This is a genomic window from Corallococcus sicarius (genome assembly GCF_003611735.1).
GTDB classification, from domain to species: Bacteria; Myxococcota; Myxococcia; order Myxococcales; family Myxococcaceae; genus Corallococcus; species Corallococcus sicarius.
On record NZ_RAWG01000006.1, the window covers coordinates 53,617 to 80,512 of the forward strand.

Below are 26,896 nucleotides of genomic sequence, written 5' to 3' on the forward strand. Positions count from 1 at the left end.
CCTCGCAAGAAACGCGTACAGGTGAGCGCCGTTGGGTCATTCGGCTTCGAGCCTGGGGCCGGGAAGGCCTCGCAACGCTCCTCGAAGTCGCCTTGCAAACTACGGCAAGGCGCTCCGGATTTCAAAGGGAGATTGCCGGCCCGGGCCCGGCCGGCGGTCGCATGGAGGGGGATACTGGAGGACATCCGCCCGTCCCCCTACCCGCCCCCACTTCGTGCCAGCGCTACCGGCAGGTGGAGAAGACGACGTCTTCGTAGTACCCGGTCGTGATCCCGTAGCGCTCGCCGCCACCGGTGGTGCAGCCGCAGTTCTGCCGGCCGACGATGGTCGTCATGGAGGAGTCACTGTAGAAGTAGCGGGTGGAGATGCTCCGCCCGTTGCAGAGCCTCCAGGCCTGCGCCGTCACCTCCGGCGCGGCGGCTTCAGACGCGGGTTCGAGGACTTCCTCTCCGGTGGGCGCGCCTCCACAGGCGGTGAGGAACAGGGCGGCGATGCACGCCCCCAGGGCGCTCTTGCTCAGCATGGGTGACTCCGCAGGTCGCGATGCGCGGGACAGTCCGCCCCATCCATCATTCCTGCCCTCACCTTGAAAAACCAGCCTTCCCGCCAAATCCAAATAAATCACAAACATCCAGCATGAACGCAGCCGGGCTTGCTGGCCGACGAGCCCAAGGCTGCCGTTCCAGGTCCCTGCGTCCGGGAGTGCCCAGCTTCCCTCCGGGGGAGACACGCCATGCGCGAGCAGCCGGGCAATGAGGGTGAAGGCAGGCCCGTCGCGTGGCATGCCCTGCCGCCTGAAGCGGTGCTGGAGCAGTTGGAGAGCACGGGCACGGGTCTCACGGAGCAGGCGGCCGTGGAGCGCCTGGCCCGCCACGGCCCCAATGTGCTGCAGCGCGAGCGCGGCGACAGCGCGTGGAAGCTCTTGTGGCGGCAGATCAACAGCCCGCTCATCTGGGTGCTCATCGCCTCCGCCGCGCTGGCCATCCTCCTGGGCAAGGTGACGGACGGGCTGGTGGTGGCCGCCGTGGTGGTGCTCAACACGCTCATCGGCTTCGTGCAGGAGTACCGCGCGGGCAAGGCCATCCAGGCCCTGGGCCACATGGTGCCGGAGTCCACCACGGTGGTGCGCGACGGACGCCCGGTGGCCCTGCCCGCCTCCCGGCTGGTGCCGGGTGACGTCGTGCAGCTCGCGTCCGGTGACCGCGTGCCCGCGGACGTGCGCCTCCTCCACGCGCGCAACCTCCAGGTGGAGGAGGCCGCCCTCACCGGGGAGTCCGTCCCGTCCACCAAGCGCGTCGCGGCCGTGGCCCGGGACGCGGAGCTGGGGGACCGCGCGAGCCTCGCCTTCGGGGGCACCCTGGTGACGTCCGGCACGACGACGGCGGTCGTCGTCGCCACGGGGAGCACCACCGAGCTGGGCCGCATCTCCCACTTGATGGAGCAGGCCACCGACCTGAGCACGCCGCTCACGCGCGAGCTGGCGCGGCTGGGCCGCATCATCACGGCGGGCATCGTCCTGCTGTCCGCCGTGCTGCTCGGCGTGGGGATGGTGCGCGGGTATGCGTTCAGCGACGCCGTGATGGTGGCCGTCACCCTGGCGGTGGCCGCCATCCCGGAAGGCCTGCCCGCCATCGTCACCATCGCGCTGGCCATTGGCGTGCAACGCATGGCGGCCCGCCGCGCCGTCATCCGCAAGCTGCCCGCGGTGGAGACGCTGGGCAGCACCACCGTCATCTGCACGGACAAGACGGGCACCCTCACCCGCAATGAGATGACCGTGCGCGCGCTGTGGACGCGGGACGGGCGCTACGAGCTCACCGGCGTGGGCCACGCCCCCGAAGGCCAGCTCCTGTGGGGCGGCAAGCCCACCGACGCGCCTCCCGAGGACGTCATCTGCCTGCTGCGCGCGGGCGTGCTCTGCAACGAAGCCAGCCTGCTGGCCGGCTCCGGGCAGGACGGCGCCGGACGCTGGCGATTGACGGGGGACCCGACCGAGGGCGCGCTGCTCGTCGCCGCGGAGAAGGTGGGGCTGGGCGTGGCCGACGTGCGCAAGCGCCGCCCCCGCCTGGACGCCATCCCCTTCGAGTCGGAGCAGCAGTTCATGGCCACGCTCCACGCGGACGGTCCGGAGAACCGGGACCTGTTCCTCAAGGGCGCCCCGGAGGTCGTGCTGCGCCGCTGCGTGCCGGAGACAGGAGGAGACGCCGTGCTGGCGGAGGTGGAGCGCATGGCCCGGCAGGGGATGCGCGTGCTCGCGGTCGCGCGCAAGGACGCGCCCGGGGCCACGGCCCTCCAGGCGGAGGACGTGGAGGACGGCTTCACGCTGCTGGGCCTGCAGGGGATGATCGACCCGCCTCGCGAGGAGGCCGTGGCCGCGGTGAAGGGCTGCCACAGCGCGGGCATCCACGTGAAGATGATGACCGGCGACCACCTGGCCACGGCGGAGGCCATCGGGCTCCAGCTGGGCATCCACTCGGCGGAGCGTCCGGGCCTCACGGGCGCGCGCCTGTCCGCGCTGGACGACGCGGCGCTCCTCCAGGCGGTGAAGGACACGAACGTGTTCGCGCGCGTGGCCCCTGAACACAAGCTGCGCCTGGTGCGGGCGCTCCAGGCGGAGGGCCACGTGGTGGCGATGACGGGCGACGGCGTCAACGACGCCCCCGCGCTCAAGCAGGCGAACATCGGCGTGGCCATGGGCATCACCGGCACGGCGGTGTCCCGCGAGGCGGCGGACCTGGTGCTGACGGATGACAACTTCGCCACCATCGTCTCCGCCGTGGAGGAGGGCCGCCGCGTCTACGACAACCTCATCAAGTCCCTGGCCTTCGTGCTGCCCACCAACCTGGGGCTCGCCCTCATCCTCATGGCGGCCGTGGCCTTCTTCCCCATCCAGGAGGCTGCGGGTGTGCACGCGCCGCTGATGGCCATGCGGCCCACGCAGCTCTTGTGGATCAACCTGGTGGCCACCGTCACGCTGGCGCTGCCCCTGGCCTTCGAGGCCCGTGAGCGCCACGTCATGAGCCGCCCGCCCCGCGCCCCCGACGCCCCGGTGCTCAACCGCTTCGTGATGATGCGCACCGGCCTCGTCGCGCTCCTGATGGCGGCGGGCGCCATTGGCCTGTTCCTCTGGGAGTTCACGCGCGAGGGCCCCGGCCGGGACGCGTCGGGCCCCGGGCGGCTGGCCGAGGCGCAGACGATGGCGGTCAACACCGTCATCAGCTTCCAGATCTTCTACCTGTGGCTGTGCCGCACCCTGATGGGCTCGATGCGGGAGGTGGGGCTGTGGGGCAACCGCACCGTGTTCGTGGGCATCGCGACGCTGGTTCTGCTACAGGCCGCGTTCATGTACGTGCCCTTCTTCCAGCGCATCTTCGGCTCCGCGCCCCTGTCCGCCGGGGACATCGCCCGCTCGGTGCTGGCCGGCGCGGTGGTGCTGCCCATCGTGGGGCTGGAGAAGTGGCTGCGCTCGCGGGGCGGAAGGCGCCACGGGGGCATGACTCCCTTCCACCCCTCACCGACCTGGACGTCGCCATGACCATTGTCTGTGCCACCCATTTTTCCGACGCCTCCCTGCGCGCTTGTGAAACGGCGGCCCACCTCGCGAAACGGATGGAGGTCCCGCTCTGCCTGGTCCACGTGCTGCCGGGCAACGTGGCGCGCATCTTCGGTCAGGCCGTCTGGGATGCCGGCGAAGCCGCGCTCCAGGATGAAGCCCGGCGCCTGGAGGCGCTGTGCGGTGTGAAGGCGGAGCGCGTCCTGCTGACGGGGGAGCCGGAGACGGCCCTGGCCGAGTTCGCGGTGAAGCGCGGTGCGCGGCTGGTGGTGGCCGCCGCGCCGCGCGAGGAGACCCCCTTCCTGGGCCTGGGGGGCACGGTGGACCGGATGGCCCAGGCGCTGGAGGTGCCCTTCCTGGTGGTCCGGGAAGGCACCGCGCTGGAGGCCTGGGCGCGCGGCGAGCGCCCCCTGCGGGTGATGCTGGGGGTGGACCGCTCGCGGCCCTTCGAGGTCGCGCGGGACTGGGTGAAGACCCTGGCGAAGTGCGGGCCGCTGGAGGTGGTGGGCGGCCGCGTCTTCTGGGTGTCCGAGGAGGCGAACCGGCTGGGGCTGGAGCACCCGCACAGCTACAAGGACGTGTCTCCGGAGCTGCGCGAGGCCTTGGAGCACGAGGTGTACACGCTGCTGGAGCCGCTGCGCTCGGCGGGCCTGCCGGTCCGCACGCGCCTGGAGCCGGGCCTGGGCCGCGTCGCGGATCACCTGGTCGCGCTGGCCTCCGAAGAGAAGGCCGACCTGCTGGTGGTGGGCACGCATCACCGCAAGGCGCTGGCCCGGCTGTGGAGCGTGTCGCACCACGCGCGGCGGCTGGCCTCCATGTCGGTGGTGAGCGTACCGGTGCTCGCGGCCGAGCAGGTCCTGGAAGCAGAGCCGCCCCGGGTGCGCACGGTGCTGGCGACCACGGACTTCATGGAGCAGGGGGACCGCGCCATCGCCTATGCCTTCGCGCTGACGCCGCCCGGGGGCACGGTGCACCTGCTGCACGTCGAATCCGCGAAGGCCACCCCCGAGCAGCTCCAGGCGGCGCGACACCAGCTGGAGCTGCGCGTGCCCCGCACGGAGCATGACGGGAAGCACAAGGTGGAGCTGTCGGTGCTGACCGGGGATGACGTCGCGGGCGTCATCACCCAGGCCGCGGAACGGTATGACGCGGACCTGCTCTGCCTGGGCACGCACGGCCGCGGCGGGGTGAGCCGGGTCGTGCTGGGCTCGGTGGCCCAGCAGGTGATGGCGCGCACCGACCGGCCCACCGTGACGGTGCGCATGCCCCGCGCGTAAGCGCCCTGTTTCCCACCCCGGCCGGAATATGCGCGCCGGCCGGCGTAATCACCTCCGATGGCGGCATTTACGCCCGCCCTTTTTCGAGGTGACCCCATGGCGTTTTCCCTGTTTCGCCTTCCGCGGCTGCTTCCGCTCCTGGCCACCTCCCTGCTGGCGGCCTGTGGCGGTGGAGACGACGGCCCCGGCGAGGACCCCGGGCCCGGCGGCGCCTGCGTGCGGGACATCTCCGGCAAGCTGGGCAGCACGACGAACTGGGCCCCCGGTGATGAGCGCTGCGTCTACGCGGTGACGGGCGTCGTGGAGGTGAGCGGCGCGCTGACGCTCGCTCCGGGCACGGTGGTCCGCTTCGGTCCCAACGCGGGGCTGCTCGTCACGGCGACGGGGTCGCTCAACGCGGTGGGCACGCCGGAGGCGCCCATCACCTTCACCGGGACGACGGCCACGCCGGGCTTCTGGAAGGGGCTCGCGTTCAAGTCCAACAACCCCGCCAACGTGCTGGAGCACGTGCTCATCTCCTACGCGGGCAGCGAGGACGCGTTCTGCTGTGACTTCTTCTACGGCCCCGGGGGCAGCGTGGACGCGCGCGCTGGCGTGGTGGTGGGCTCCCAGCAGGACACCGTCAGCCAGGTGCGCCTCACGCACACGACGGTGGAGAAGAGCGGCACCATGGGCCTCTTCGCCTTCAACCGCGCGCGGCTGCCGGGCTTCTCGCAGAACATCTTCCGCGGCAACCTGGGCGCGCCCGTCACCGTGAGCCTGTCCATCGTGGGCGCGCTCGACAGCGCGAGCATCTACTCCGGCAACAGCCCGGCCAACCCCGCGGCCAACGGCGACAACGTCGTCCACGTCCTGGGCGCGCCGGTCGCGGACTCCGGAGCGACGCAGACGATGCGCAAGCTGGACGTCCCCTACGGCATCTCCACCGGCCTGCCGGACACCACCATCTCCTACACCGGCGCGCTCACCATCGAGCCGGGCACGCGGCTCCAGTTCGAGGCGCAGTCCGGCCTCCGCATCCAAGGCAATGGCTCGCTGGTGGCGCGGGGCACGGCGGCGGACCGCATCGTCTTCACGGGGAGGACCGAGACGCCGGGCTACTGGAAGGGCCTCTCCTTCCGCTCCGCGGGCGGCAACAACGTCATCGCCTTCGCCGAGGTGCGCAACGGCGGCTCGGACGACTTCTGCTGCGACTACTTCACGCGGGACGGGGACATCATCGCCAACATCTCCGTGGGCGGGGCGGTGGACTCCTCGGGCCTGGGCCGGCTCCAGCTCACCGACACCGTCATCTCGGGGAGCCCCGCGTATGGCGTCTACGTCTTCAAGAGCGCCACCTTCAGCGAGAGCGGCAACACGTACAGCGGCAACGCCCAGGGCCTGGGACGCGAAATCTGAGGCGGTGCCTCCAACACCGCTTCAGCCGCCGCGCGCCGGCCCGGAAGGTCGGCGCGCGGCGGTCGGGAGCACCGGCCTCGTGAGCCGCTGGTGCTCCATGTCCTGGAAGGAGTAGCACTGCGGGGCCGGGCAGCCTTCAGGGTCCACGCCGCCTTCCATCGGGTTCGGGAAGAGGTTGAGGGTTGCGTCTCCATGCAGGCCCTGCGCAGGCTGGGTTGATGAGTGACTCACCCGACCCCGCCCCTGCCTCCGCGCTGAAGACCGCCGACCTCTGCGACGCCCATGCGGGCACCGCGCACTTCCAGATCGCCGACTCCGGCTTCGTGGACTACGGCGGCCGCCGCGACTTCGCAGGTCCCATCAGCACCGTGCGGGCGCCCGAGGACAACTCGCTCGTGCGCAAGGCCTTGGAGGAGCCCGGCAGGGGCCGCGTGCTGGTGGTGGATGGCGGTGGCAGCCGCCGCTGCGCGCTCGTGGGGGACCAGCTCGCCGCGCTTGCGCAGAAGAACGGCTGGGCGGGCGTGGTGGTGAACGGCTGCATCCGCGACGCGGAGGAGGTGGGCCGCACCGCCGTGGGCGTGAAGGCCTTGGGCACCCACCCGCTCAAGAGCGGCAAGCGCAACGAGGGCCAGCGCGACGTGGAGGTGCGCTTCGCGGGCGTGACCTTCCTGCCGGGCCATCACCTCTACGCGGACGCGGACGGCATCGTCACGTCGGCGAAGCCGCTGCGCTGAGGCGGTCCGCCTGGGACGGGTGCTCGGCGCGAGTCGCGGTAGGAGGGGGCGGTACATCCGGGCCCACCACGCGCCCCGGCTGGGATTGAGGCTGCTGACCACGGAGCCCGCCGGCGTCTGACCCAAGCGCGGGCCTCACCCCACCGCGAGCCCCCGGGGCACGGTGGCTTCGAGCGCGGCGAGGAGGCGGGAAGCGGCGTCCCCGACTTCCTTCCTCCACGCCATCCGCCAGGGCCGCCGCAGGGGGCCTGACGCCAGCCGCTTCGTGACGAGACCGCCCTTCGCCAGGTGCGGGGTGGTGATCCACTCGGAGATGACCGCGACGCCCAGGCCCGCGCGGGCCACGTCGAGGATGGCCTCGGTGAGCGGCAGCCGCTCCAACTTGAGGCGGGGCCGCTCGCGGCCGAACACCTGCGTCAGGAACCAGTGCGACTCCGCCGGAGGAGTCAGTCCGGTGAGGAGCGTGCACCCGCGGAGGTCCTCGCGCGTCAGCGCCCTGCGGGACGCGAGCGGGTGTGACGCGGCCATCACGAAGACAATCTCATCCGCGAAGAGCGGCCGCGCTTCAAGCCCGTTGCGAGGAGGGACGGACGCCGTCGTGATGAGCGCCACGTCCAGCTCCCCCGCGAGGAGACCCTGGACCGGGGCCTGGGTGTGCTCCACCGACAGCGACAGGTCGAGGCCCGGCAGGCTCTTGCGCAGCGTCACCAACGCGGACGGCAGCCAGTGGTAGGCCGTGTAGCACTCGCACACGAGCCGCAGGCGCACGGACGGCGCCACGGGCGCGCGCACGCGGTGCTCCAGGTCGCCCAGCTCCACCAGGAGCCGGGTCGCGCCCGTCACCAGCTCCTGTCCCGCCGCGGTGGCCACGAGCCCGCGAGGCGTCCGCTCGAAGAGGCGCGCTCCCAGGCGCTCCTCCGCGGAGAGCAGCGCGCGGCTCACCGCTGGCTGCGTGAGGTGCAGGACGGCCGCGGCCTTCGCCGTGGTGCCCGCGGAGGCCAGGGCCAGCACCACGCGCAGGTCGCGCACGTCGAGGCGGGTGGCCGGTGGAGGGGCGATGTCTTCCATGCATCGAGTCTATGTCAACGATGCGTTGGACGCATCCCCTTCGCGGATGGAGAGTGCCCTCCGTTGTCGCGAAGACCACCCGCTTCCATGTCCTGGAGGACCGTCCCATGCAGCTCTACTTCTCCCCCCTCTCCTGCTCCGCCGCGACGCGCATGTGCTTCTACGAGGCCGGCACCGAGGCGACGTACATCGAGGTCGATTCGAAGACGAAGCGCACGCACGACGGGAAGAACTACCTGGAGGTGCACCCGCTCGGGCTCGTCCCCGCGCTGCGCACCGACGACGGGGACGTCCTCACGGAGAACGCCGCCATCCTGCAGTACGTGGCCCAGGCGCTGCCCCACGCGAACCTCGCGCCCACCGACCCGCGGGGCCGCGCGCGGCTCCAGCAGTGGCTGTCCTTCATCGGGACGGAGCTGCACAGGGGGACCTTCTCCCCGCTCCTCGACTCGGCGGGCACCGAAGGCGGGAGGGCCTATGCCCTGGCGAAGAGCACGCCCCGGCTCGCCTACGTGGAGCAGCACCTCACCGGGCGCGAGTTCCTCCTGGAGCGCTTCAGCGTCGCGGACGCGTACCTCGTCACCGTGCTGGGCTGGTGCGTGGCGACGCCCATCGAGCTGAAGAAGTGGCCCGCGCTCAGCGCCTACTTCGCGCGCCTGTCGGAGCGCCCTGGCGTCGCGAAGGCCTTCGCGGAGGAGCGCGGGATGTACATGGCCGAGCTCGAGAAGCGCAAGGCACGCCCGTAACAGCGGTGCGTCAGCGCTTCGCTCCCGCCTTGAGGCCCGGCCACACGGAGCGCAGCGTCCCGGCGATGGCGCGCAGCGCCTCCTGCCTCGGGTGACCGGGACGCCACACCAGCGCGATCGTCCGGCCCGGCCCCGGGGGCGCGAAGGGCCGCACCACCAATTGCCCCTGCCGGTTCTCCATGGACACCGCGAGCTGGGGCAGCAGCGTGACGCTGCCGGAGGCCATCACCATCTGCGCCAGCGTCGTCAGGCTGGTGGCGCGGAAGTCCACCTCGCGCGCCCCCACCCGCGTGCACAGCGCCAGCGTCTGGCTGCGGAAGCAGTGCCCGTCCTCCAGCAGCAGCACGTCCTCGTCATCCAGGTCGCGCAGCCGCACCTGCTTCTTGCGCTCCAGCGGGTGCCCGGGGGGCGCCGCGACGACGAAGGGGTCCTCCGCGATGACCTCGTGCTCCACCGCCCGGCCCAGCTCCGTGTCCAACGCCAGGAGCGCCGCGTCCAGCCGGCCCTCGTCCAGGTCGCGCATGAGCAGCGCCGTCTTCTCCTCGCGCAGCCGCAGCTTCAGCTTCGGGTAGTGCTCCACCAGCGCGGGCACCACCTCCGGCAGCACGTAGGGCGCCACCGTCGGGATGACGCCCAGGTGCAGCGGGCCCGCGAACGGGTCACCCATCCGCGCCGCCGCCTTCAGGAGGTCCTCCGCCTCCCGGAGCACCCGCCGCGCCCGGACCACCAGCTCCCCGCCCGCGGGCGTGAGCATCACGCGGCGCGCGTCCCGTTCGAACAGCTTCACGCCGAGCACCGCCTCCAGCTGTTGGATCTGCGCGCTCAGGGCGGGCTGGGAGACATGGCACTGCCCGGCCGCCCGCCGGAAGCCCAGGGTGTCCGCCACCGCCACCACGTACTCCAGTTGCCGCAGGGAGATGTCGTTGAGCGAGGCCATGGATCCTCCAACAACCGATAACCCCTGCCTATCACTCCCATCCAAACGATGTCTTGGCCCAATCACCCCGGGGCCGCTACCTTTGCTCCCGTCGAAGCACTCCGACGTCCTTTCAAGGGAGAGACTCCGTGTCCCAGTCCAAGCGCCCCACCCTGACCACCGAAGCCGGAGCCCCGGTCTCCGACAACCAGCACTCGCAGACCGTGGGGCCTGGCGGCCCGGTGCTGCTGCAGGACCACCACCTGCTGGAGAAGCTGGCGCGCTTCAACCGGGAGCGCATCCCGGAGCGCGTGGTGCACGCGGTGGGCTCCGGCGCCTACGGCACCTTCGAGGTGACGTCCCGGGACGTGTCCCGCTACACGCGGATGAAGCTCTTCAGCGCCGTGGGCAAGAAGACGGAGGTGTTCCTGCGCTTCTCCACCGTGGCCGGCTCCAAGGGCGCGCCCGACACCGCGCGCGACCCCCGCGGCTTCGGCGTGCGCTTCTACACGGAGGACGGCAACTGGGACCTCGTGGGCAACAACACGCCCGTGTTCTTCCTGCGCGACGGCATCAAGTTCCCGGACTTCATCCACTCGCAGAAGTACGACCCGTACACGAACTGCCAGGAGCCCGACAACGTCTGGGACTTCTTCTCCTACTCGCCAGAGGCCACGCACCAGTTCACCTGGCTGTTCGGCGACCGGGGCATCCCCGCCTCGCTGCGGCACATGGATGGCTTTGGTTCACACACCTTCCAGTGGGTGAACGCGCAGGGCGAGCGCTTCTGGGTGAAGTTCCACTTCAAGACGGACCAGGGCATCCGCACCCTCACCACGCCGGAGGCGGAGGCGCTGGGCGGCAAGGATCCGCAGCACCACCAGCGCGACCTGTACAAGGCCATCGAGCGCGGCGAGTTCCCCTCATGGACGCTCAAGGTCCAGGTGATGCCGGAGGCGGACGCGGCCAACTACCGCTTCAATCCGTTCGACCTCACCAAGGTGTGGCCCTACAAGGACTTCCCGCTGATGGAGGTGGGCAAGCTCACCCTGGACCGCAACCCGGAGAACTTCTTCGCGGAGGTGGAGCAGGCGGCGCTGGACCCCGCGAACTTCGTGCCCGGCATCGGCCCGTCCCCGGACCGGATGCTCCAGGCGCGCCTGTTCGCCTACGGCGACGCGCACCGCTACCGGCTGGGCATCAACAGCACGCAGCTGCCGGTGAACTCGCCGCGCGGCGTGAAGGGGGGCGCTCGCAACTACGGCCGTGACGGCGCCATGCGCTTCGACGGCAACGGTGGGCGCGGCCCCAACTACGAGCCGAACAGCTTCGGCGGCCCCGCGCAGACGGACGAGGCCCCCGGCGTGGGCTACGCGGTCAACGGCCTGACGGGCACCTACGTCCACGGCAAGCACGCGGAGGACGACGACTTCGTGCAGGCCGGCGCGCTCTACCGTTTGATGACCGAGCCACAGAAGCAGCGCCTGGTGGAGAACATCTCAGGCAGCCTGGCGCAGGTGAGCCGCGACGACATCATCGCCCGCGCCATTGCCCACTTCCGCGCCGCCGACGAGGAGTATGGTTCTCGCATCGCCACCTCCGTCCAACAGCTCCGACGCGCGCGCTAGCCAGAAGGGACTGCTGACCATGAGTTCGAACGACACGAAGAACGAGGGCCCCTCTCCTGCCCTGGACGGTGGCGCGGACGACGCCGCGGTGCTGGAGCTGGCGAGGACGGCCTTCTCGCACGTCCGCACGGGCGATGTCCGGCAGCTGGAGGCGCTGCTCGACGCCGGACTGCCCCTGGGGCTTCGCAACGAGCGGGGCGACTCGCTGTTGATGCTGGCCAGCTACCACGGCCACGTGGACGCCACCCGCCTGCTGCTGGAGCGCGGGGCGGATCCGGAGCTGACCAACGACGCCGGGCAGACGCCCCTGGCGGGCGCGGCCTTCAAGGGCAACCTGGCCATCACCACGCTGCTGCTGGACCGGGGCGCGCGGGTGGATGGCTCGGGCCCGGATGGCCGCACGCCGCTGATGTTCGCGGCCATGTTCGACAAGCTGGAGGTGCTGGAGCTGCTGCTCCAGCGCGGCGCGAACCCGGAGCAGCGGGACGCGGCCCAGCGCACGGCGTGGGACTACGCCCGGAGCATGGGAGCGCAGCGCACGGCGGCCCGGCTGGAGTCCCTGTCGTCCCCCATGCCCTGAAACAAGCGCGGGTCCACGAGCTCAGGCGTTCGGGTGACCCCAGGCCTCGGCCTGGGGCCTGCCCTGCGCGTCCGTGTCCCGCGCGACGTCCTCCACGAAGGACGTGACGGCCTCCACGATGTGCTCGGCGTCGATGCCGGCCGCGTTGAGCAGCTCTGCGGGCTTGCCGGAGCCGGGCAGCTTCGTCACCGCGAGGCGCACCACCGAGGGGAGCCGCTGGCGCTCGCCGGTGAAGGCCTCCAGCACCGCGTCCGCGAGCCCGCCTTCGGCCCAGTGGTCCTCCACCACGATGAGCCTTCCGTGCGTCTCGCGCGCGGCCTCGCGCAGCGTCTTCGCGTCCACCGGCTTGACCGAGTAGAGGTCGATGACGCGCACCGCGACGCCCTCCTCCTTCAGCATCGCCCAGGCCTTGAGCGCTTCGTGCAGCGTGATGCCGGCGGCCACCACCGTCGCCACGTCCTGGTCGGACCTGCGGATCACCTTGCACCCGCCGATGGGGAACTCCTCCGACGCGGGGTAGAGCACCGGCGTCTTCTCCCGGGTGCTGCGCAGGTAGCTGATGCCCTTGCGCTCCACCACCTGGGCCAGCAGCTTCGCGGTCTGGTTGGCGTCGCTCGGGTAGAGCACCGTGCTGCCGCCCACCGCGCGCATCATCGCCAGGTCCTCCAGCGCCATCTGCGAGGGGCCGTCCTCTCCAATGGACACACCCGCGTGGCTGCCGCACAGGTGCAGCGTGGCGTTGGAGATGGCCGCCATGCGGATCTGATCATACGCGCGCGACAGGAACGCCGCGAAGGTGCTGACGAAGGCGCGCTTGCCCAGCACCGCCATGCCCACCGCGCTGGACACCATGTTCTGCTCGGCGATGTACATCTCGAAGTAGCGCTTCGGGTGGGCCTTGCGGAACTCATCCGAGTACGTGGAGTTGGACACCTCCGCGTCCAGCGCCACCACGTCCGGGCGGGCATTGCCCAGCGCCAGGAGCGCGTCGCCGTAGGCCTTGCGGGTGGCCTCCTTCTGGCCGACCTCGTAGCCAGGCAGCTTCAGCGGCGCGGCGGGGTCCTGGCCGGAGGGCTTCAGCGCGTCCGGCTTCTTCACGTCGATGCGCACGGGGCGCTCGCCGCCCAGCTCGCGGATGGCGTCCCGGGCCTTGTCCTCCGGGAGCGGCTTTCCGTGCCAGCCATCTTGATTGGCGATGAGCGAGGAGCCGTGGCCCTTCTCCGTCTTGCAGATGAGGCAGGTGGGCTGGCCCCGCTTCGACGCGGCCTCCACGAGCGCCCGGTCGATGGCGTCCAGGTCATGGCCGTCGAGCGTGATGGCGTGCCAGCCGAAGGCCCGCGCGCGGGCGGCATACGCCTCGCCGTTCCAGCCCAGCTCCGTCTCCGTGCTCTGGCCCAGCCGGTTCATGTCGATGAGGGCGCAGAGGTTGTCGAGCTGGTAGTGGGAGGCCTTGTCGAACGCCTCCCACACGGAGCCCTCGGCGGTCTCGCTGTCGCCCATGAGGACGTAGGTGCGGAACGGCAGTCCATCCAACCGCGCGGTGAGCGCCATGCCCACGCCAATGGCGAGCCCCTGCCCCAGCGAGCCGGTGGCCACGTCCACGAGCGGCAGCACGTGCGGGTTGGGGTGTCCTTCGAGCCGGCTGCCGAACTTGCGCAGGGTCATCAACTCCTTGTCATCGATGGCGCCCGCCGCCTTGAACGCGGAGTAGAGGACCGGGCAGGCGTGGCCCTTGGAGAGGATGAAGCGGTCGTTGTTGGGGGCGCGCGGCTGCTGGAAGTCGAAGCGCAGGTGCTTCTGGAAGAGCACCGCCAGGATGTCCGCCGCGGACAGGGAGGAGCTGGGATGTCCGGAGCCCGCCGCCGTGGTGCACCGGATGCTGTCGATGCGCAGCTGCGCCGCGAGGTCCGCCAAGGTGTCCGCCATCATTTCGCTCCCGGGGGTTGGGGGCACGCCGGTGCCCTCCGTACTGTGTTGACTGCCCGGGCCCAGGAGAAGCGCTTCGCCCCGCTGGCCCCGGTCCCAGGCAGAATCCGCGAGTGCCCGTCCGCCCGCTTGGACGTGAGGGGCCGGACGTGAGCAATTTCAGGAAACGCCATCCGGGAGCCTCGCGCCCCCGCCGGAGAGAACCCATGAACCCGCTTCGACAGCTTGCCGAGTTTGGTCAATCCCTCTGGGTGGACAACCTCCAGCGCAGCTACATCACGCAGGGCACCCTGAAGAAGTTCATCGACGAGGACGGGCTCAAGGGGCTCACGTCCAACCCCACCATCTTCCAGAAGGCGGTGTCGGGCAGCGCGGACTACCAGGACCTCTTCGACGCGGCGAAGGGCAAGGGCCTCTCCGGCAATGACGTGTACGAGCAGCTGGCGGTGCGCGACGTCCAGGGCGCCGCGGACATCCTGCGCCCCGTGTACGACTCGCTGAAGGGTCAGGACGGCTACGCGTCGCTGGAGGTGTCGCCCCGGCTGGCGCTCGACACGAAGGGCACGCTGGAGGAGGCGCGGCGGCTGTGGAAGACGCTCGCGCGGCCCAACGTGATGATCAAGGTCCCGGGCACGGTGCCGGGCGTCCCGGCCTTCGAGCAGCTCACCGCGGAGGGCATCAACGTCAACGTGACGCTGCTCTTCAGCCAGGAGCGCTACCGGGAGATTGCCCAGGCCTACGTCTCCGGCCTGGAGAAGTTCGCCGCGTCGGGCGGAGACGTGTCGCGGGTGGCGAGCGTGGCGTCGTTCTTCATCAGCCGCATCGACGCCATCGTGGACAAGGAGATTGAGAAGAAGCTGAAGGCAGGCGCCACCGCCGAGCAGCAGAAGGCGCTGGAGTCGCTGAGCGGCAAGGTGGCCATCGCGAACGCGAAGCTGGCCTACCGGACCTTCAAGGAGGTCTTCAGCGGCGCGCGCTGGCAGGCGCTCGCGGCGAAGGGCGCCCGGGTGCAGCGCGTGCTCTGGGCGAGCACCAGCACCAAGAGCCCCAAGCTGCGGGACGTGCTGTACGTGGAGGAGCTCATCGGCCGGGACACGGTGAACACCATGCCGCCCGCGACGATTGACGCCTTCCGCGACCACGGCAAGGTGCGCCCCAGCCTGGAGGAGGACCTCCCGGCCGCCGAGGCGACGATGCGCCAGCTGGAGGCGGGCGGCATCTCCATGAAGACCGTCACCGACGAGCTGGCCACCGAGGGCATCCGCCTGTTCGAGGAGTCCTTCGACAAGCTGCTGTCCGCGGTGGGCGAGAAGCTCCAGAAGACCTGAAAAGACACTCCCACCTCCTCCGGGTGCTCCTTGGGAGTCAATGCCTTGCATCCCACCTTCCGTCCGCTTTGGACCGGGAGGTGGGGCTATGCGTATCGGCAAAGGGATTGCACTGGCGTGGTTGGGGTTGGCGGTGGCGGGATGTGGGGGCGTCCAGGCGGATGAAGCACCAAGGCCCCTCCCCGTGGAGGACTCCCGCGAGGTGACCGCGCAGGCGTGTCCTCCCGGGGTGGCGTCGCGGGTGAGGGTCGTGACTCCCCCGGGGGCGACTCGCAGGGACTCCCTGGCGTATCTCACCGACGTCCAGGGGACGCTCTACTTCATCACCAACCTCCCGGACGAAGGCGTGGTCCTGTGGCGGAGCAACGGCACGGAAGCGGGCACCGTCCCGGTGAGGGCGTTTCCCCCGGGGGCTCAGCTGACGGACCTGGTCGCGGTGGGCCCCCGGCTCTTCTTCCGGGCCTATGCGCCGGAGACCGGGACGGAGCTCTGGATCAGCGACGGGACCAGCGCCGGCACCCGGCTGGTCGAGGACATCACGCCGGGTGGGAACGGCTCCCTGCTGTCCAACCTCAGCGCGGTCAACGGCCGGCTGGTCTTCTTCCGCGTGGTGCCGGCGACCCCGACGGAAGCCTACCGGTTGGAGATGTGGCGCTCGGACGGGACGGCCGCGGGCACCCTGCGGGTGAGGAACTTCGGCGACGCATTCGAGCTCAGCTTCCGGACGTTGCAGGTCAGCGATGCGCTGCTCTTCTTCTTGTCCGGGGAGACGGGCACCACCCTGTGGCGCACCGATGGAACCCTGGCCGGGACGACCGCCGTGAAGCGGCTGGACGCAGGCGCCGTCCCCGTCGTGGCGGTGGGCCGCGCGGGGAACCTGGGGCTGTTCATCCTGGACGACGGCCCGAATCATGAGGTGTGGAGGACCAATGGCACGGCCACGGGGACCCTCCGGCTGGACGCGTTCAGCAGGCCCGTCGGGCTGCTCGGGGCGGTGGGCCCCTACGTCTACCTGTCGTCCGTGGACATGGACACGCGGCGGCTGCGCATCGACCGGCTGTCCCTGGGTGGCGGAGGCAAGACCGCGATCACGACCCTGCCCAACCCGTACTCGCAATATGAGTTCGCGTACCCCTACGTGCAGCAGACGACCGTCTCCGGAGGCGAAATCTACTTCTCCGTGGCCATCAGCAGCGAGGGCCCTGCGCCCGTCGACGTGGCGCTCTGGGTGACGAATGGCACGGCCACCGGGACCCGCACGCTCTTCCGCCAGCTCAGCCGGAACGACGAGTACGCGTCTCCCGTGTTCGCGACCGGCACCGGGGTGGTCCTGTTCACCGGCTCCCCGGAGGGTGGGAGCACCGAGCCCTGGTTCACCCGGGGCACTGCGGCGACGACCGGCCAGTTGGCGGACGTCTACCCGGGACCGTGGGGCTCGGGAGCGGATGACTTCACCCGCGTGGGCAACCGCGTCTACTTCAGCGCCTTCGATGACACGTCCCAGCGTCAGTTGTGGTCCGTGCCTGCGTCCTTCACCTGCCCGCCGGGGCCGACCGCACCGCAGGAGTGACGGCCCGGTGGCCCACCGCGCCCGCCTGCTTCGGGTGCGATGAGGACGGGGTAGGCTGCCCCGCTCATGAGCACGAGTGGAACGGCGGGGCCCGGATTCTGGCTGGAGGTGGACCTCGCGCGGGCAGGCGATGAGGTCAGCGCCACGGCGCGGGGCAGCGGGGGCCAACACCCCCCGCCGCACACGTTGGGGCCCGCGCACTCGCCCGAGGCCCTCCGCCGCTTCGGCGAGTGGGTGCGGGACGCGGCCGTGCGCGGCAGCCCCCTGGAGTCTCCCGAGCAGGCGCGGGCGCTGCACTCCGCGCTCTTCCGGAGCGGGCTCCAGGAGGTGCTGCTGGAGCTGCGCGGCGTGTTGCGCAGCACCGGCAGCAAGAAGCCCCTGCTGCTGCGGCTGTTGCCTCGCGACCGTGAGCTCCAGGCGCTGCCGTGGGAGGCGCTCTGTGGACCGCTCGGGGCGCTCGACTTCCTCGGCATCTCGCCGGAGCTGTGCATCGTGCGCGGGGTGCAGTCCACGAAGCCCTGGCTGCCTCGTGAAGTGACGGGGGCGGTGCGCCTGCTCGTCGTGTCACCGCAGGACGCGGAGGCGCCGGCCCGCCTGCGCGCCATGCTCCAGCCGGCCATCGACTCCGGAGCGCTGGAGTGGATGGAGCCGCTCGTGGGGCCCCGCACCCGGCGCGACTACGTCATCGACCGGCTCCGCTCGGAGCCCGCGCCGCACATCCTGCACTTCATCGGTCATGGCGGCGTGGACGCGCGCGGTGCCCCCGTCCTCCAGCTCACGGACGCGGACGGCGCGCCCGCGTGGCTTCCCGTGGAGCTGCTGGCGAAGGAGCTGGCGGGAGCCTTCCGGGGCGACCTGCGCCTGGTGGTGCTCGAAGCCTGTCAGGGCGCGCAGCCGGGAGCCCTGACGAGCGCGGCGGAGATGCTCGCGGAGGGCGGCGCGGACGCGGTGGTGGCGCACCTGTGGCCGGTGAAGACAGACGTGGCCCGCGCGTGCTCACGGTCCTTCTACCGCGCGTTGGTAGGAGATACGCGGCACCGGGGCGACGTGGCCCGCTGCCTCCACGACGCGCGCAGCACGGTGCTGACGGAGTTCGGCGAGAGCGCCGAGGCGTTCTCCCCGGTGCTGTACCTGCGGGGCTGTGACACCACCCTCTTCTCCTTCCGGCCCGCCAGGGCGAACGCCGCGCCGCGCGCGCCCGTACAGGCCGACCCGGTGCGCGCAGAGGACCCCTCCCTGCGCGGGCTGACGGACCTCCTCTCACGGCCCTTCTCCCTGGTGCTGGGCGACCACGGGGGCGCCACGGACGAGGACCTGCGGGAGCTGCTGCACGGCCGGATGCGGGGCACGCCCTGGGCCGTCCCGGAGGCGCTGCCGATGAGCGCGCTGGCGCAGCGGTTCACGCTGCGCTTCGGACCCAAGACGCTGGACTCGCACTTCCAGGAGGTGTTCCGGGATGCCATGCCCACGCTGCCGCTGGTGGAGGCGCTGGCGCGGCGGCTGAAGCCGGGCGTGCACATCACGCTCTTGCGCATGCCCGTGCTGGAGCAGGCGCTCGCGCTGCACCGGCCGGAGCTGCCGCTCTACGTCATCCAGCCCTCGACGCCCGACGAGGGCTCCGCGCTCCTCCGACGGCGCCTGCCGGGGCAGGACTGGGAGCCGCTCGACGCGCTGCCTTCGGACTTCGACCCGTCGCGCGACGTGGCGTTGGTGCGGCTGTACCGGGGCTACCTGCCCGACCGCGTCTTCGAAACGCCCCTGCTCACGGAGGACGACTACCTGCACGGCGTGCGCGACCTGGAGTCCGTCCTGCCGCCGGACCTGGCGGACGCCATCCTGGGGACGATGGACAGCCGGCCCGCGCTCCTGCTCGGACTGTCATTGCTGGCGTGGCACCACCGCATGTTGTTGTCGCGGCTGTTCGGACGCCGGCCGCTGCCGCGCAAGAGCCTGGTGCTGCTGGAGCCCGGGGTGCATGAGGCGGAGTCGTGGAGGTCCGGCCGGGGCCTGCCTGGAAACACGGGCGTCCAGGTGGTGCAGGCGGAAGCGGGCGCGCTGGTGGAGGTCCTCGGCGCGGGGACGCCCGGAGGCGCGCGATGAGCGGCCCGGTGAATCCCTTCCTGGGGCCTCAGCCCTACCGCGCGGCGGACCGCGAGCGCTTCTTCGGCCGTGAGACGGTGACGCAGCGGCTGGTGAACCGCATCCTCGCGCACCCGTGCCTCACGCTCTTCGGTCCTTCCGGTGCGGGGAAGTCGTCGGTGATGCAGGCCGGGGTGATTCCGCTGCTGGAGGAGGCGCACGAGTTCCGCACGGTGCGCATCGACGGGTGGCTCGCGGGGGAGGCTCCGCTGGCGCGGCTGGTGCGCACCATGCACACGGAGCTGGAGCTGGGGCCGCCGCCGGAGCAGGCGGGGACGGTGGAGGCCCTGGACGCGGCGCTGGAGCTGGCGTCGCAGCGCTCAGACCGGCCGGTGCTCATCTACCTGGATCAGCTGGAGCAGTTGTTCCTGCCCGGGCGCGACGTGGAGGCGACGGGCGCGCTGATGAAGGGGCTGGATGCGCTGGCGCGCAAGCCGGTGCGGGGACTGCAGCTCCTGCTGGCGATGCGCGAGGACTACCTGGGCCGCTTCCGCGACCGCGTGCGGGGCAGGCGCGAGTTGTTGGAGCAGGGATTCCGGCTGGGGCCGCTCACCGTGGGCGAGATGGTGAAGGTGTCGTGCCGGCTGGCGACCGAGAAGGGCCTGCCCGCGCAGTCGTGGTCCGAAGAGGAGGTGCGCGGGCTGATGCGGCAGGTGCGGATGGCGGGCCAGGGCGACCACGACGACGCCGAGGTGCAGGCCGCGTTCGCGCAGATTGTCTGCCGTGCGCTGTGGGACGAGCGGGCGCGGGGCCGGGCCGTGGAGCCCGTCGCCGCGGAGCCGATGGTGCACCGCTACCTGGAGGCGACGCTGGATGCGCTCGGCTCCGACAAGAAGCGGGCGGCGCGCCGGCTGCTGGAGCAGTACCTCATCGCGAGCGACGGCAGCCGGACGCTGCTGACGGAGCAGGAGGCCCGCGCGGAGCTTCCGGCCCAGGACGCGCTGGAGGTGCTGACGCACCTGGAAGCGGCGGCGGTGCTGCACGCGGAGCAGCACCAGGGCAGCCGGTACTTCGAGCTGGGGCACGACTGGCTCGCGCGCAAGGTGTTCGACCTCAAGCAGGAGCGCATCGCGCGCGAGTCGGAGCAACGGCGGCGCCGGCGTGAAGCGGCGGAGCGGCGCAAGCTCATCGTCCTCGCGTCGGCGGCGGCGGGCGTGGCGGTGATAATGACCCTGCTGCTCATCTGGGCCCTGACGGAGCGCTCCAAGGCGCGGGGGGAGAGGCTCGGCGCGGAGCGGGCGCGGCAGGACGCCGTCAAGCAGGCGCAGGACGCGCGGGGGCTGGCGTTGATCACCGGGGCTCGCGACCTGCAGGGCCGCGGCTACACCGCGATGGCCACGAAGCTGCTGCTCGAAGTGCCGGAACCGGAGCAGGCGCGGTGGTGGACGCAGCTGGCGCATGACGTCCTGAAGGAACCCATCCCGGAGCTGACGATCCAGGGGACCCAGCCCCCGGTGACCGCAGCCTTCAGCCCTGATGGCCAGTGGATAGCGGCGGCCTCACTCGAGGGGACGGCATGGGTGTGGCGCGTGGACGGCACAGGAAGGCCGGTGGAGTTGACGGGCCATCAGGGCTTCGTCAGCTCCATCGAGTTCAGCCCAGATGGGCAATGGGTGGCTACCGCCTCCCAGGACACCACTGTCCGGGTGTGGCGGACGGACGGGACGGGCACGCCCGTGGTGCTACAGGGGTACGAGGGCACCGTCCGCTCCGCGAGGTACAGTCCGGATGGCCAGTGGCTGGTGACGGCTTCGGACGATACGACCGCGCAGGTCCGGCGAGTGGATGGAACAGGCAAGCTGGTGGTGCTGACTGGGCACGAGGCCTCGGTCCTGTCGGCGCGCTTCAGCCGCGATGGGCGGCAGGTGGTGACCGCGTCGTACGACGGGACCGCGCGGGTCTGGCGGGCAGATGGGAAGGGCTCGCCCGTGGTGCTCAAGGCGCATGTGGCGCCCGTCCACTCCGCCGCCTTCAGCCCCGATGGGCAATGGGTGGTGACGGCTTCCGAGGACAGGACGGCCCGCGTATGGCGGGCGGATGGGAAGGGCTCGCCCGTGGTGCTCAAGGGGCACGCGAAGCCCGTCTCCTCCGCTGACTTCAGCCCCGATGGGCAATGGGTGGTGACGGCTTCCGAGGACAGGACGGCCCGCGTGTGGCGGGCGGACGGAACGGGGACACCCGTGGTGCTCGATGGATATGCGGACATCATCTCGTATGCGGGTTTCAGCCCGGGTGGCCGGTGGGTGTTGACCGCGTCGTACGATGGGACCGCGCGGGTATCGAGGGCGGATGGAACAGGCACGCCCCTAGTGCTCAAGGGGCACCAGAGATGGGTCAGCGACGCGCAGTTCAGTCCGGACGGACAGCGGATCGTCATGGCGTCCAAGGACGGGATGCTGCGGATCTGGAAGGTGCCTCGGCCGGAGCTTCCCGTGGTGTTCCAGGGACTTGACGAGCCGGTCGACTCAGTCCTGTCCGCGAAGTTCAGTCCGGATGGGCAGCGGGTCATCACGGCGTGCTCCGACGGAACAGCGCGGATCTGGAGCGCGGAAGGGACCGGAACACCTGTGGTGCTCAAGGGGCACGCGAAGCCTGTCACCTCCGCCGCCTTCAGCCCCGATGGGCAATGGGTGGTGACCGTCTCCGAGGATGGGACGGCACGGGTGTCGCGCGCGGATGGGAAGGGCACCCCGGTTGTGCTGGGAGAGCCGCTCAGGACCATTGATTCAGCGCAATTCAGTCCGGACGGCCAGTGGGTGCTGACCACGGCTCGGCTCATGGACGCCCCCCAGTTGTGGAAAGCGGACGGGAGTGGCTCCGCCCGGATGCTGGAGACCGAGAGGGGAGCGAGTTCCGCCCGATTCAGTACCGACGGACAGTGGATCTTGTTCCTGTCGGTCGTGACTCCAACGGTCCTGAGGGCGGATGGAACGGGGACGCCCGTGGCGCTCCAAGGCCATGAGGGTGACGTCCGCTCCGCCACGTTCAGCCCTGATGGGCAATGGGTGGTGACGGCTTCCGAGGACAGGACGGCTCGCGTATGGCGGGCGGATGGAAAGGGCTCGCCCGTGGTGCTCAAGGGGCACGCGAAGCCTGTCACCTCCGCTGACTTCAGCCCCGATGGGCAATGGGTGGTGACGGCTTCTGCGGACACGACGGCGCGGGTATGGAAGGTCGACGGAACGGGGACGCCCCTGGTCCTCAAGGGGCATTTGGGCTCCGTCTACTCCGCCGGGTTCAGCCCGGATGGCCGGTGGGTGTTGACGACCGCAAGTGACAAGACCGCACGGGTGTGGCGAGCGGATGGAACCAGAGCGCCCTTGGTGCTCCAGTGCAGTGATTCGAAGATCACTTCCGCCGAGTTCAGTCCAGACGGGCGTCAGGTCCTGATGGTCTGCGATGATGGACAGGCGCAGCTCTGGCCGCTGGAGGTCGCGGAGCTTCAACGGAGGCTTCAGGCCGTCAACAAGGACTGCCTTCCCCCGGATGTGCGTCGCAGCTACCTGGACGAGGGCGAGGAGCAGGCGCGGAAAGGCTATGCGGAGTGTGAACGGCTCCAGGGGCGGGATCCGCTCGTGACGCCGCCGCCCACTTCACGACTGCTGCCCTGAGAGCCTCGCGGCGGGGTCACCGAGCAGCAGGTAGCCGCGCAGGTCATTGCGCAGCATCCACTGGTAGCCCTGTCGCTTCGGGTCGACAGGGTCTGGAACGCCATACAGCTGCGCGTCCTGCCGGGCCCGGTAGCCCTCCAGCAGCGTGTCGTTGACGTCGCGGTAGGCGCTCATCAGCGCCTCCAGCGCGACGCCCGCGCGGCTGCCATGGGACAGGACCTGGAGCGCGGAGAGGAAGCGCGAGGCGCGGCTGCGCGTCATGTCCTCCGTGTCCAGGAAGCCCAGCGTCCACGCCAGGTCGCTGTGGCCGATGATGCCCAGCGGGCCGCGCGGGTTCGCCAGCAGGGCCTGGGGCAGCGCCGCCACGAAGGGGCGCTCGCCCGCCTTGGGAAGGCTGTGCAGCACGGAGGCGGGACGGCCCGAGAACCCGCCGGCCGCGGCAATCTGGGCAAGCCACACGTGGAACGCGCTGTCCGCCGGGGTCGCCGCGCCGAAGCACGCCACGCTGAACCACATACCCCCGGGCAGGAAGGGCGTGTCCCGCAGCAGTGCGCCCGTGAGCGGTGGGCCTCCGCCCAGCGACAGCGCGCCCTGCATCGCCCGTTGCTCCTGGGCAGAGGCCCAGCCCTTCGAGGGCCGCCCCAAGCCGTGCGCCACCGTGAGCATCACCGCCGAGCGCGCCGCGGCCGCGGCCTCCAGCAGTGCGTCCGGCCCCGCGAAGGCGTAGGGAACCTCCTGGACCTTCAGCGCGGGCCGCTTCGTCTTCCACCGCGTCTCCATCACCTGGAGGCATGGCTCCACCAACAACTTGTGTCCGGAGGTGGTGGCCGTCGTCCCATCCCGCGCCGTGTAGAGGAGCATGTCGGGCGCCTCTGGAGGCGGGCCCCGCTTCTCGGCCGCGACCACCTTGTCCGCGTAGGACGTGTAGCCCGCGAGGTCCGGCTCGCCATCCGGAAGGCCCACGTGGAGCCGGCCCACGAACGCGCCGTGTGAGAGCACGTGCTGCAATTCGATGGACACGTCGGGCAGGTCCCCGAGCAGCAGCAGGTACTTCGGTCGCTCCTCCTCGGGGACGTCCTCGGCCCGGTGCACGGACTCCTTCCAGCGCACCGCCGCGTCCGCGTTCATGCCGGGAGGGACGCGGTAGCGCATCACGGGCGCGCCCTGCTCCTGCTCGCGGTGCTGGAGGAGCGGCTCGATGGCGCGGAGCATGGCGTCGCCCGCCGTGCCCACGGGCGCGATGACACCCCAGCGCTGCGCGGCCAGGTCGTTCGGGTTCGCATCGGGGCGCTCCAGCGGGACGCCCTCGGCGCGGCGAGGCAGCGGCGCGGGCCTCGGGGCATCGCGGGTGGACTCCGCCGGAAGCCCCTCCTCCAGCACGGGCCGGCGGTCATCGGCGCGCGCGAGCAGGAGCTGCAGCGCTTCATCCTTCACGGGCTCGGGCATCCTTCGGCTCGCAGTAAGAGGACGTCAGCACCACGGCACGGGGTCGGTGACCCCAGGTACAGCGGTCTGACGGACTCGGTGTCCCAGCATCTTCGCCGAAGACGCAGCGGACCGCTGCCACCACCCTGACTTCACTTGCGGATCCTGCCGCGCTATCACCTTGAAATGAGAGCCATCCGGTACATGCAACGCTTGGCAAGCGCCGCCCTCCTTGTGATGGCCGGTTGCGGCTCGGCCACCCTCGGCACCGTCGGCAGCCCCGCGTCCGCAAAGTGGGTGGGCCCACCCATGCCTGGCCCGGGCGGCGGTCGGATGCGGACGGTCATCTACTACGGCCCCTGGCAGTGCAGCACCCCGTTCATGTCTCGCTGCGAGGCGAAGTGCGCGGCGCAGGGACACGCCCTCATGGGCTGCATCTGGCTGGCAGACATCAAGGGAGACTGGGAGGGCCGCTTCCTGGTCTTCCCTGCGGCAGCTGGCGGGCGGCTCGCCATCACCCACTGCTGCTGCGACATCCCGAAGGTGTCAGACGGAGAGCGGCGCCGGACGACGTGGGGGCGGGCACGCGAGGCCTTTCGCGAGGCCTGGGGGGAGGAATACGGAGCGTGGCCTGCGGCGAGCAATGGCAAGCCCTGGCCCGGGCACCACATCTTCGACCTGGTGCACGGAGGCGATCCCACAGCGCCCAACAACGTGCTGCCCACGCCCCAGGACGTGCACAACGTCTTCAGCTCCGAGTACCCCGCCTGCTACGCGCCTGGAGGAAGATGGCGCGCGGTAGGGCCGGACCGGCCCTATGCCGACTGAGGACGCCACCATGCCCCTGGACCCATTGCTGGCCGAGCTCACCCGGCATCACTTCCCCAACCCACCCGCGACGCCCGCGCGGATTGCCGCCTTCGAGGGGCGGGTCGGGTGGACGCTGGACCCGGAACTGCGAGCCTTCTACCTGCACTGCGACGGAGCCACCCTCTTCAAGCGCTTCCCGCACGCGAACTACCACCTGCTACCGCTCGCTGAAATCCAACGCGCACGGGCCGCCATGAGACCGCGCGACGACGACAGCTTCGGCCCGGCGTCCTGGTACACCCTCGTCGACCTCCAGGACTCCGACTACGTCATCCTCGACGTGGCCCATCCGAAGGACGGCCGCTACCCGATCCTCGACGGGTACCACGAGACCTTCCCCGAAGGCGTGCGCCCCATTGCCGCGTCCTTCCGTGAGTTCTTGGAGAAGGCGCTGGCCAGTGGAGATGCGTTCTTCTGGTTGGATGGATAGCGCCTCCCCCCGCCCACCGGCATGCACCCGGTGGGCGGCGGCGTCACGGCCTACGGATAGGTGTCCAGGTAGGCGCGGTGGCTGTTGGAGAACTCGAAGTGGGTGAACTTGTCCCAGTTGATGGACCAGGTCATCAGCCCCTTGAAGCCCGGGTAGCCGCCCGCCTTGCGCAGCACGTAGGTGCCTCCGAAGGACTGGCCCTTCATGAGGTAGTCCAGCGCCTTCTGCACGTTGGCGGGCGTCGTGTAGCCACCGCCCGCGGCCTGGGGCGAGGACGGCAGGCCGATGATGACCTGCTCCGGCCGGAGCGCCGGGAAGACGGCGCTGGCGTTGCCTCCGACAGGGAAGCCCTGCAGCAGCATCTCCGCCATCGCCACGTGGAAGTCCGGCGTGCCCTGCGCGTAGGCGCGGCCGTCCAGCCCCGTCACCGTGCCGGTGTTGTAGTGCTGCACGTGCAGGTACGTCAGCCGGTCGCGCAGCGCGTAGATGACCGGCAGGTACGCGCCCCACGGGCCGCCGTAAGCCGCGTAGCCGCCCTGCACGTAGGCGGTCTCCGGCGCCATGGTGAGCAGGAAGCCCGCGTTGTCATTGAGCAGCTGCCGGGTGCCGGCGATGAGGTTGAGGATGCGGGGCGTTGTCGGGTTGCGGAAGTCGGTGTCCCCGCCGTTGAGCGCCAGCGAGGCGCCCTCCAGGTCCAGGTCCAGGCCGTCAAAGCCATACGTGTTGATGAGCCCCTGCATGCTGCTCACGAAGTTCTGCTTCGCCGCCGCGTCGTCCAGGTGGATGGTGCCGTTCGCGCCGCCCAGGGAGATGAGGACCTTGCGGCCCTGCGCCTTGAGGGCCGCGATGTCTGACTTGAACTCGGCGACCGTCGCGTTGTACGGCGTGAAGCCCATGGTGCCCGGGCCCGCGCCGAGCACCGGCTCCGCGAACGCGACCTGGATGACATTGAACTTGGAGGAGATGTCGCGCAGCCGGATGTTCGTGGAACCGTTGTCGAAGTTGTGCCAGTAGCCGACCAGCACCTTGCTGCCCGTGGGCTGCGTGTTGCCTGTCGTCGCGGCGATGCTGTTGCTGGCCGCAGAACGGTTGCCCGCCGCGTCGCGAGCCTTCGCGGTGAAGGTATACGTGGTGTTCGCCGCGAGGCCCGTCACGGTGACGCTGGTCGCCGTGCTCGTGGCCGCCGCCGTCGCGCTGGCGTTGACGAAGACCTCGTAGCCCGTGACGCCGACGTTGTCGGAGGACGCGTTGAACGCCAGGGAGACGCTGCTGGCCGTCACGCCGGTGGAGCGCAGGGAGCCGGGCGCGGTGGGAGCCTGGGTGTCCACCGGGGGCCGTGCGGGCGTCGTGGTGCTGAACGCCGCGCTCGCCGCCGAACGGTTGCCCGCCGCATCGCGAGCCTTCACGGTGAAGGTGTACGTGGTGTTCGCCGCGAGCCCCGTCACGGTGGCATTCGCCGCCGTGCTGGTGGCCGCCGCCGTGGCGCCCCCGTTGACGAAGATTTCATAGCCGGTGACGCCCACGTTGTCGGACGAAGCGCCCCACGCGAGCGACACGCTGTCGAACGTCTTGGACGGAGACGTCAGCTTCACCACCCGGGCTTTGAACTCCGGCGTGTACTTCCTGCGCTCTCGTCTCGGCATCGTCGTGGACATCCTTCGGTCACCGTTTGAGACCGCCCGGGAAGGCTCATCGAG

At 70.8% G+C, this 26,896-nt stretch carries 19 protein-coding genes and 1 riboswitch; of the genes, 13 read left to right on the forward strand and 6 right to left on the reverse strand.

What is annotated here, in order from left to right; translation table 11 throughout:
* Window positions 1–16: 16 nt before the first annotated feature.
* Window positions 17–89, reverse strand: a riboswitch (S-adenosyl-L-homocysteine riboswitch).
* A gap of 134 nt (window positions 90–223) precedes the next feature.
* Window positions 224–523, reverse strand: coding sequence for a hypothetical protein (locus tag D7X12_RS01925; RefSeq protein ID WP_120623557.1), 300 nt, complete (start codon window positions 521–523; stop codon window positions 224–226).
* 210 nt (window positions 524–733) lie between these two features.
* On the opposite strand from D7X12_RS01925, the gene D7X12_RS01930 reads away from it, so the two are divergent.
* From D7X12_RS01930 to rraA, 4 genes are all read left to right on the forward strand, one after another.
* Window positions 734–3,535: a cation-translocating P-type ATPase gene (locus D7X12_RS01930; RefSeq protein ID WP_120623558.1), complete on the forward strand. Its 2,802-nt coding sequence runs from the start codon at window positions 734–736 to the stop codon at window positions 3,533–3,535.
* A complete protein-coding gene (locus D7X12_RS01935; RefSeq protein WP_120623575.1) occupies window positions 3,532–4,830 on the forward strand; it encodes a universal stress protein in 1,299 nt (432 codons plus the stop codon). Before D7X12_RS01930 ends, D7X12_RS01935 begins: the two co-directional genes overlap by 4 nt.
* Window positions 4,831–4,926: 96 nt before the next feature.
* Window positions 4,927–6,228: a hypothetical protein gene (locus D7X12_RS01940; protein ID WP_120623559.1), complete on the forward strand. Its 1,302-nt coding sequence runs from the start codon at window positions 4,927–4,929 to the stop codon at window positions 6,226–6,228.
* Window positions 6,229–6,446: 218 nt separating this feature from the next.
* Entirely contained in the window at window positions 6,447–6,962 is a 516-nt protein-coding gene (gene rraA, locus D7X12_RS01945) for a ribonuclease E activity regulator RraA (RefSeq protein ID WP_120623576.1), read from the forward strand.
* 135 nt (window positions 6,963–7,097) lie between these two features.
* On the opposite strand, the gene D7X12_RS01950 is transcribed toward rraA, so the two are convergent.
* Entirely contained in the window at window positions 7,098–8,030 is a 933-nt protein-coding gene (locus tag D7X12_RS01950; RefSeq protein WP_120623560.1) for a LysR family transcriptional regulator, read from the reverse strand.
* Window positions 8,031–8,083: 53 nt separating this feature from the next.
* Between D7X12_RS01950 and D7X12_RS01955 the strand changes: the two genes are divergently transcribed.
* Window positions 8,084–8,776, forward strand: a complete 693-nt coding sequence (locus D7X12_RS01955) for a glutathione S-transferase N-terminal domain-containing protein (RefSeq protein ID WP_244224294.1) — start codon at window positions 8,084–8,086, stop codon at window positions 8,774–8,776.
* A gap of 10 nt (window positions 8,777–8,786) precedes the next feature.
* Here D7X12_RS01955 and D7X12_RS01960 read toward each other — a convergent pair whose 3' ends face one another.
* On the reverse strand, window positions 8,787–9,713 hold the full coding sequence (locus tag D7X12_RS01960; protein WP_120623562.1) for a LysR substrate-binding domain-containing protein: 927 nt from the start codon (window positions 9,711–9,713) through the stop codon (window positions 8,787–8,789).
* A 128-nt stretch (window positions 9,714–9,841) separates the two neighbouring features.
* Between D7X12_RS01960 and D7X12_RS01965 the strand changes: the two genes are divergently transcribed.
* Together D7X12_RS01965 and D7X12_RS01970 are read left to right on the forward strand one after the other, a co-directional pair.
* A complete protein-coding gene (locus tag D7X12_RS01965; RefSeq protein WP_120623563.1) occupies window positions 9,842–11,320 on the forward strand; it encodes a catalase in 1,479 nt (492 codons plus the stop codon).
* 19 nt (window positions 11,321–11,339) lie between these two features.
* On the forward strand, window positions 11,340–11,900 hold the full coding sequence (locus D7X12_RS01970) for an ankyrin repeat domain-containing protein (RefSeq protein WP_120623564.1): 561 nt from the start codon (window positions 11,340–11,342) through the stop codon (window positions 11,898–11,900).
* A 21-nt stretch (window positions 11,901–11,921) separates the two neighbouring features.
* On the opposite strand, the gene D7X12_RS01975 is transcribed toward D7X12_RS01970, so the two are convergent.
* Window positions 11,922–13,826, reverse strand: coding sequence for a transketolase (locus D7X12_RS01975; RefSeq protein ID WP_120623577.1), 1,905 nt, complete (start codon window positions 13,824–13,826; stop codon window positions 11,922–11,924).
* 206 nt (window positions 13,827–14,032) lie between these two features.
* Here D7X12_RS01975 and tal point away from each other — a divergent pair, with 206 nt between their 5' ends.
* The 4 genes from tal (at window position 14,033) to D7X12_RS44905 (ending at window position 22,474) form a co-directional block, all read left to right on the forward strand.
* Window positions 14,033–15,154 (forward strand): transaldolase, encoded by a 1,122-nt coding sequence (gene tal / locus D7X12_RS01980; protein WP_120623565.1) that lies wholly within the window; start codon window positions 14,033–14,035, stop codon window positions 15,152–15,154.
* Window positions 15,155–15,242: 88 nt separating this feature from the next.
* Window positions 15,243–16,724, forward strand: a complete 1,482-nt coding sequence (locus D7X12_RS01985) for a hypothetical protein (protein WP_120623566.1) — start codon at window positions 15,243–15,245, stop codon at window positions 16,722–16,724.
* Window positions 16,725–16,790: 66 nt separating this feature from the next.
* A complete protein-coding gene (locus D7X12_RS01990; RefSeq protein ID WP_120623567.1) occupies window positions 16,791–18,824 on the forward strand; it encodes a CHAT domain-containing protein in 2,034 nt (677 codons plus the stop codon).
* The gene (locus D7X12_RS44905) at window positions 18,821–22,474 is read left to right on the forward strand and encodes an nSTAND1 domain-containing NTPase (RefSeq protein ID WP_120623568.1); all 3,654 of its coding nucleotides are present in this window, start codon (window positions 18,821–18,823) and stop codon (window positions 22,472–22,474) included. The genes D7X12_RS01990 and D7X12_RS44905 overlap by 4 nt, the downstream gene beginning before the upstream one ends.
* On the opposite strand, the gene D7X12_RS02000 is transcribed toward D7X12_RS44905, so the two are convergent.
* Complete coding sequence (locus tag D7X12_RS02000; protein ID WP_244224295.1) at window positions 22,457–23,908, reverse strand: hypothetical protein; 1,452 nt, start codon at window positions 23,906–23,908, stop codon at window positions 22,457–22,459. The two genes, D7X12_RS44905 and D7X12_RS02000, sit on opposite strands and share 18 nt — an antisense overlap.
* Before the next feature lie 324 nt (window positions 23,909–24,232).
* Here D7X12_RS02000 and D7X12_RS02005 point away from each other — a divergent pair, with 324 nt between their 5' ends.
* Both D7X12_RS02005 and D7X12_RS02010 read left to right on the forward strand, forming a co-directional pair.
* Window positions 24,233–24,727: a hypothetical protein gene (locus D7X12_RS02005; protein WP_244224296.1), complete on the forward strand. Its 495-nt coding sequence runs from the start codon at window positions 24,233–24,235 to the stop codon at window positions 24,725–24,727.
* Between the two features lie 10 nt (window positions 24,728–24,737).
* Window positions 24,738–25,199: an SMI1/KNR4 family protein gene (locus D7X12_RS02010; protein WP_120623578.1), complete on the forward strand. Its 462-nt coding sequence runs from the start codon at window positions 24,738–24,740 to the stop codon at window positions 25,197–25,199.
* Between the two features lie 50 nt (window positions 25,200–25,249).
* On the opposite strand, the gene D7X12_RS02015 is transcribed toward D7X12_RS02010, so the two are convergent.
* Entirely contained in the window at window positions 25,250–26,842 is a 1,593-nt protein-coding gene (locus D7X12_RS02015) for a fibronectin type III domain-containing protein (protein WP_244224297.1), read from the reverse strand.
* Window positions 26,843–26,896: the final 54 nt, after the last annotated feature.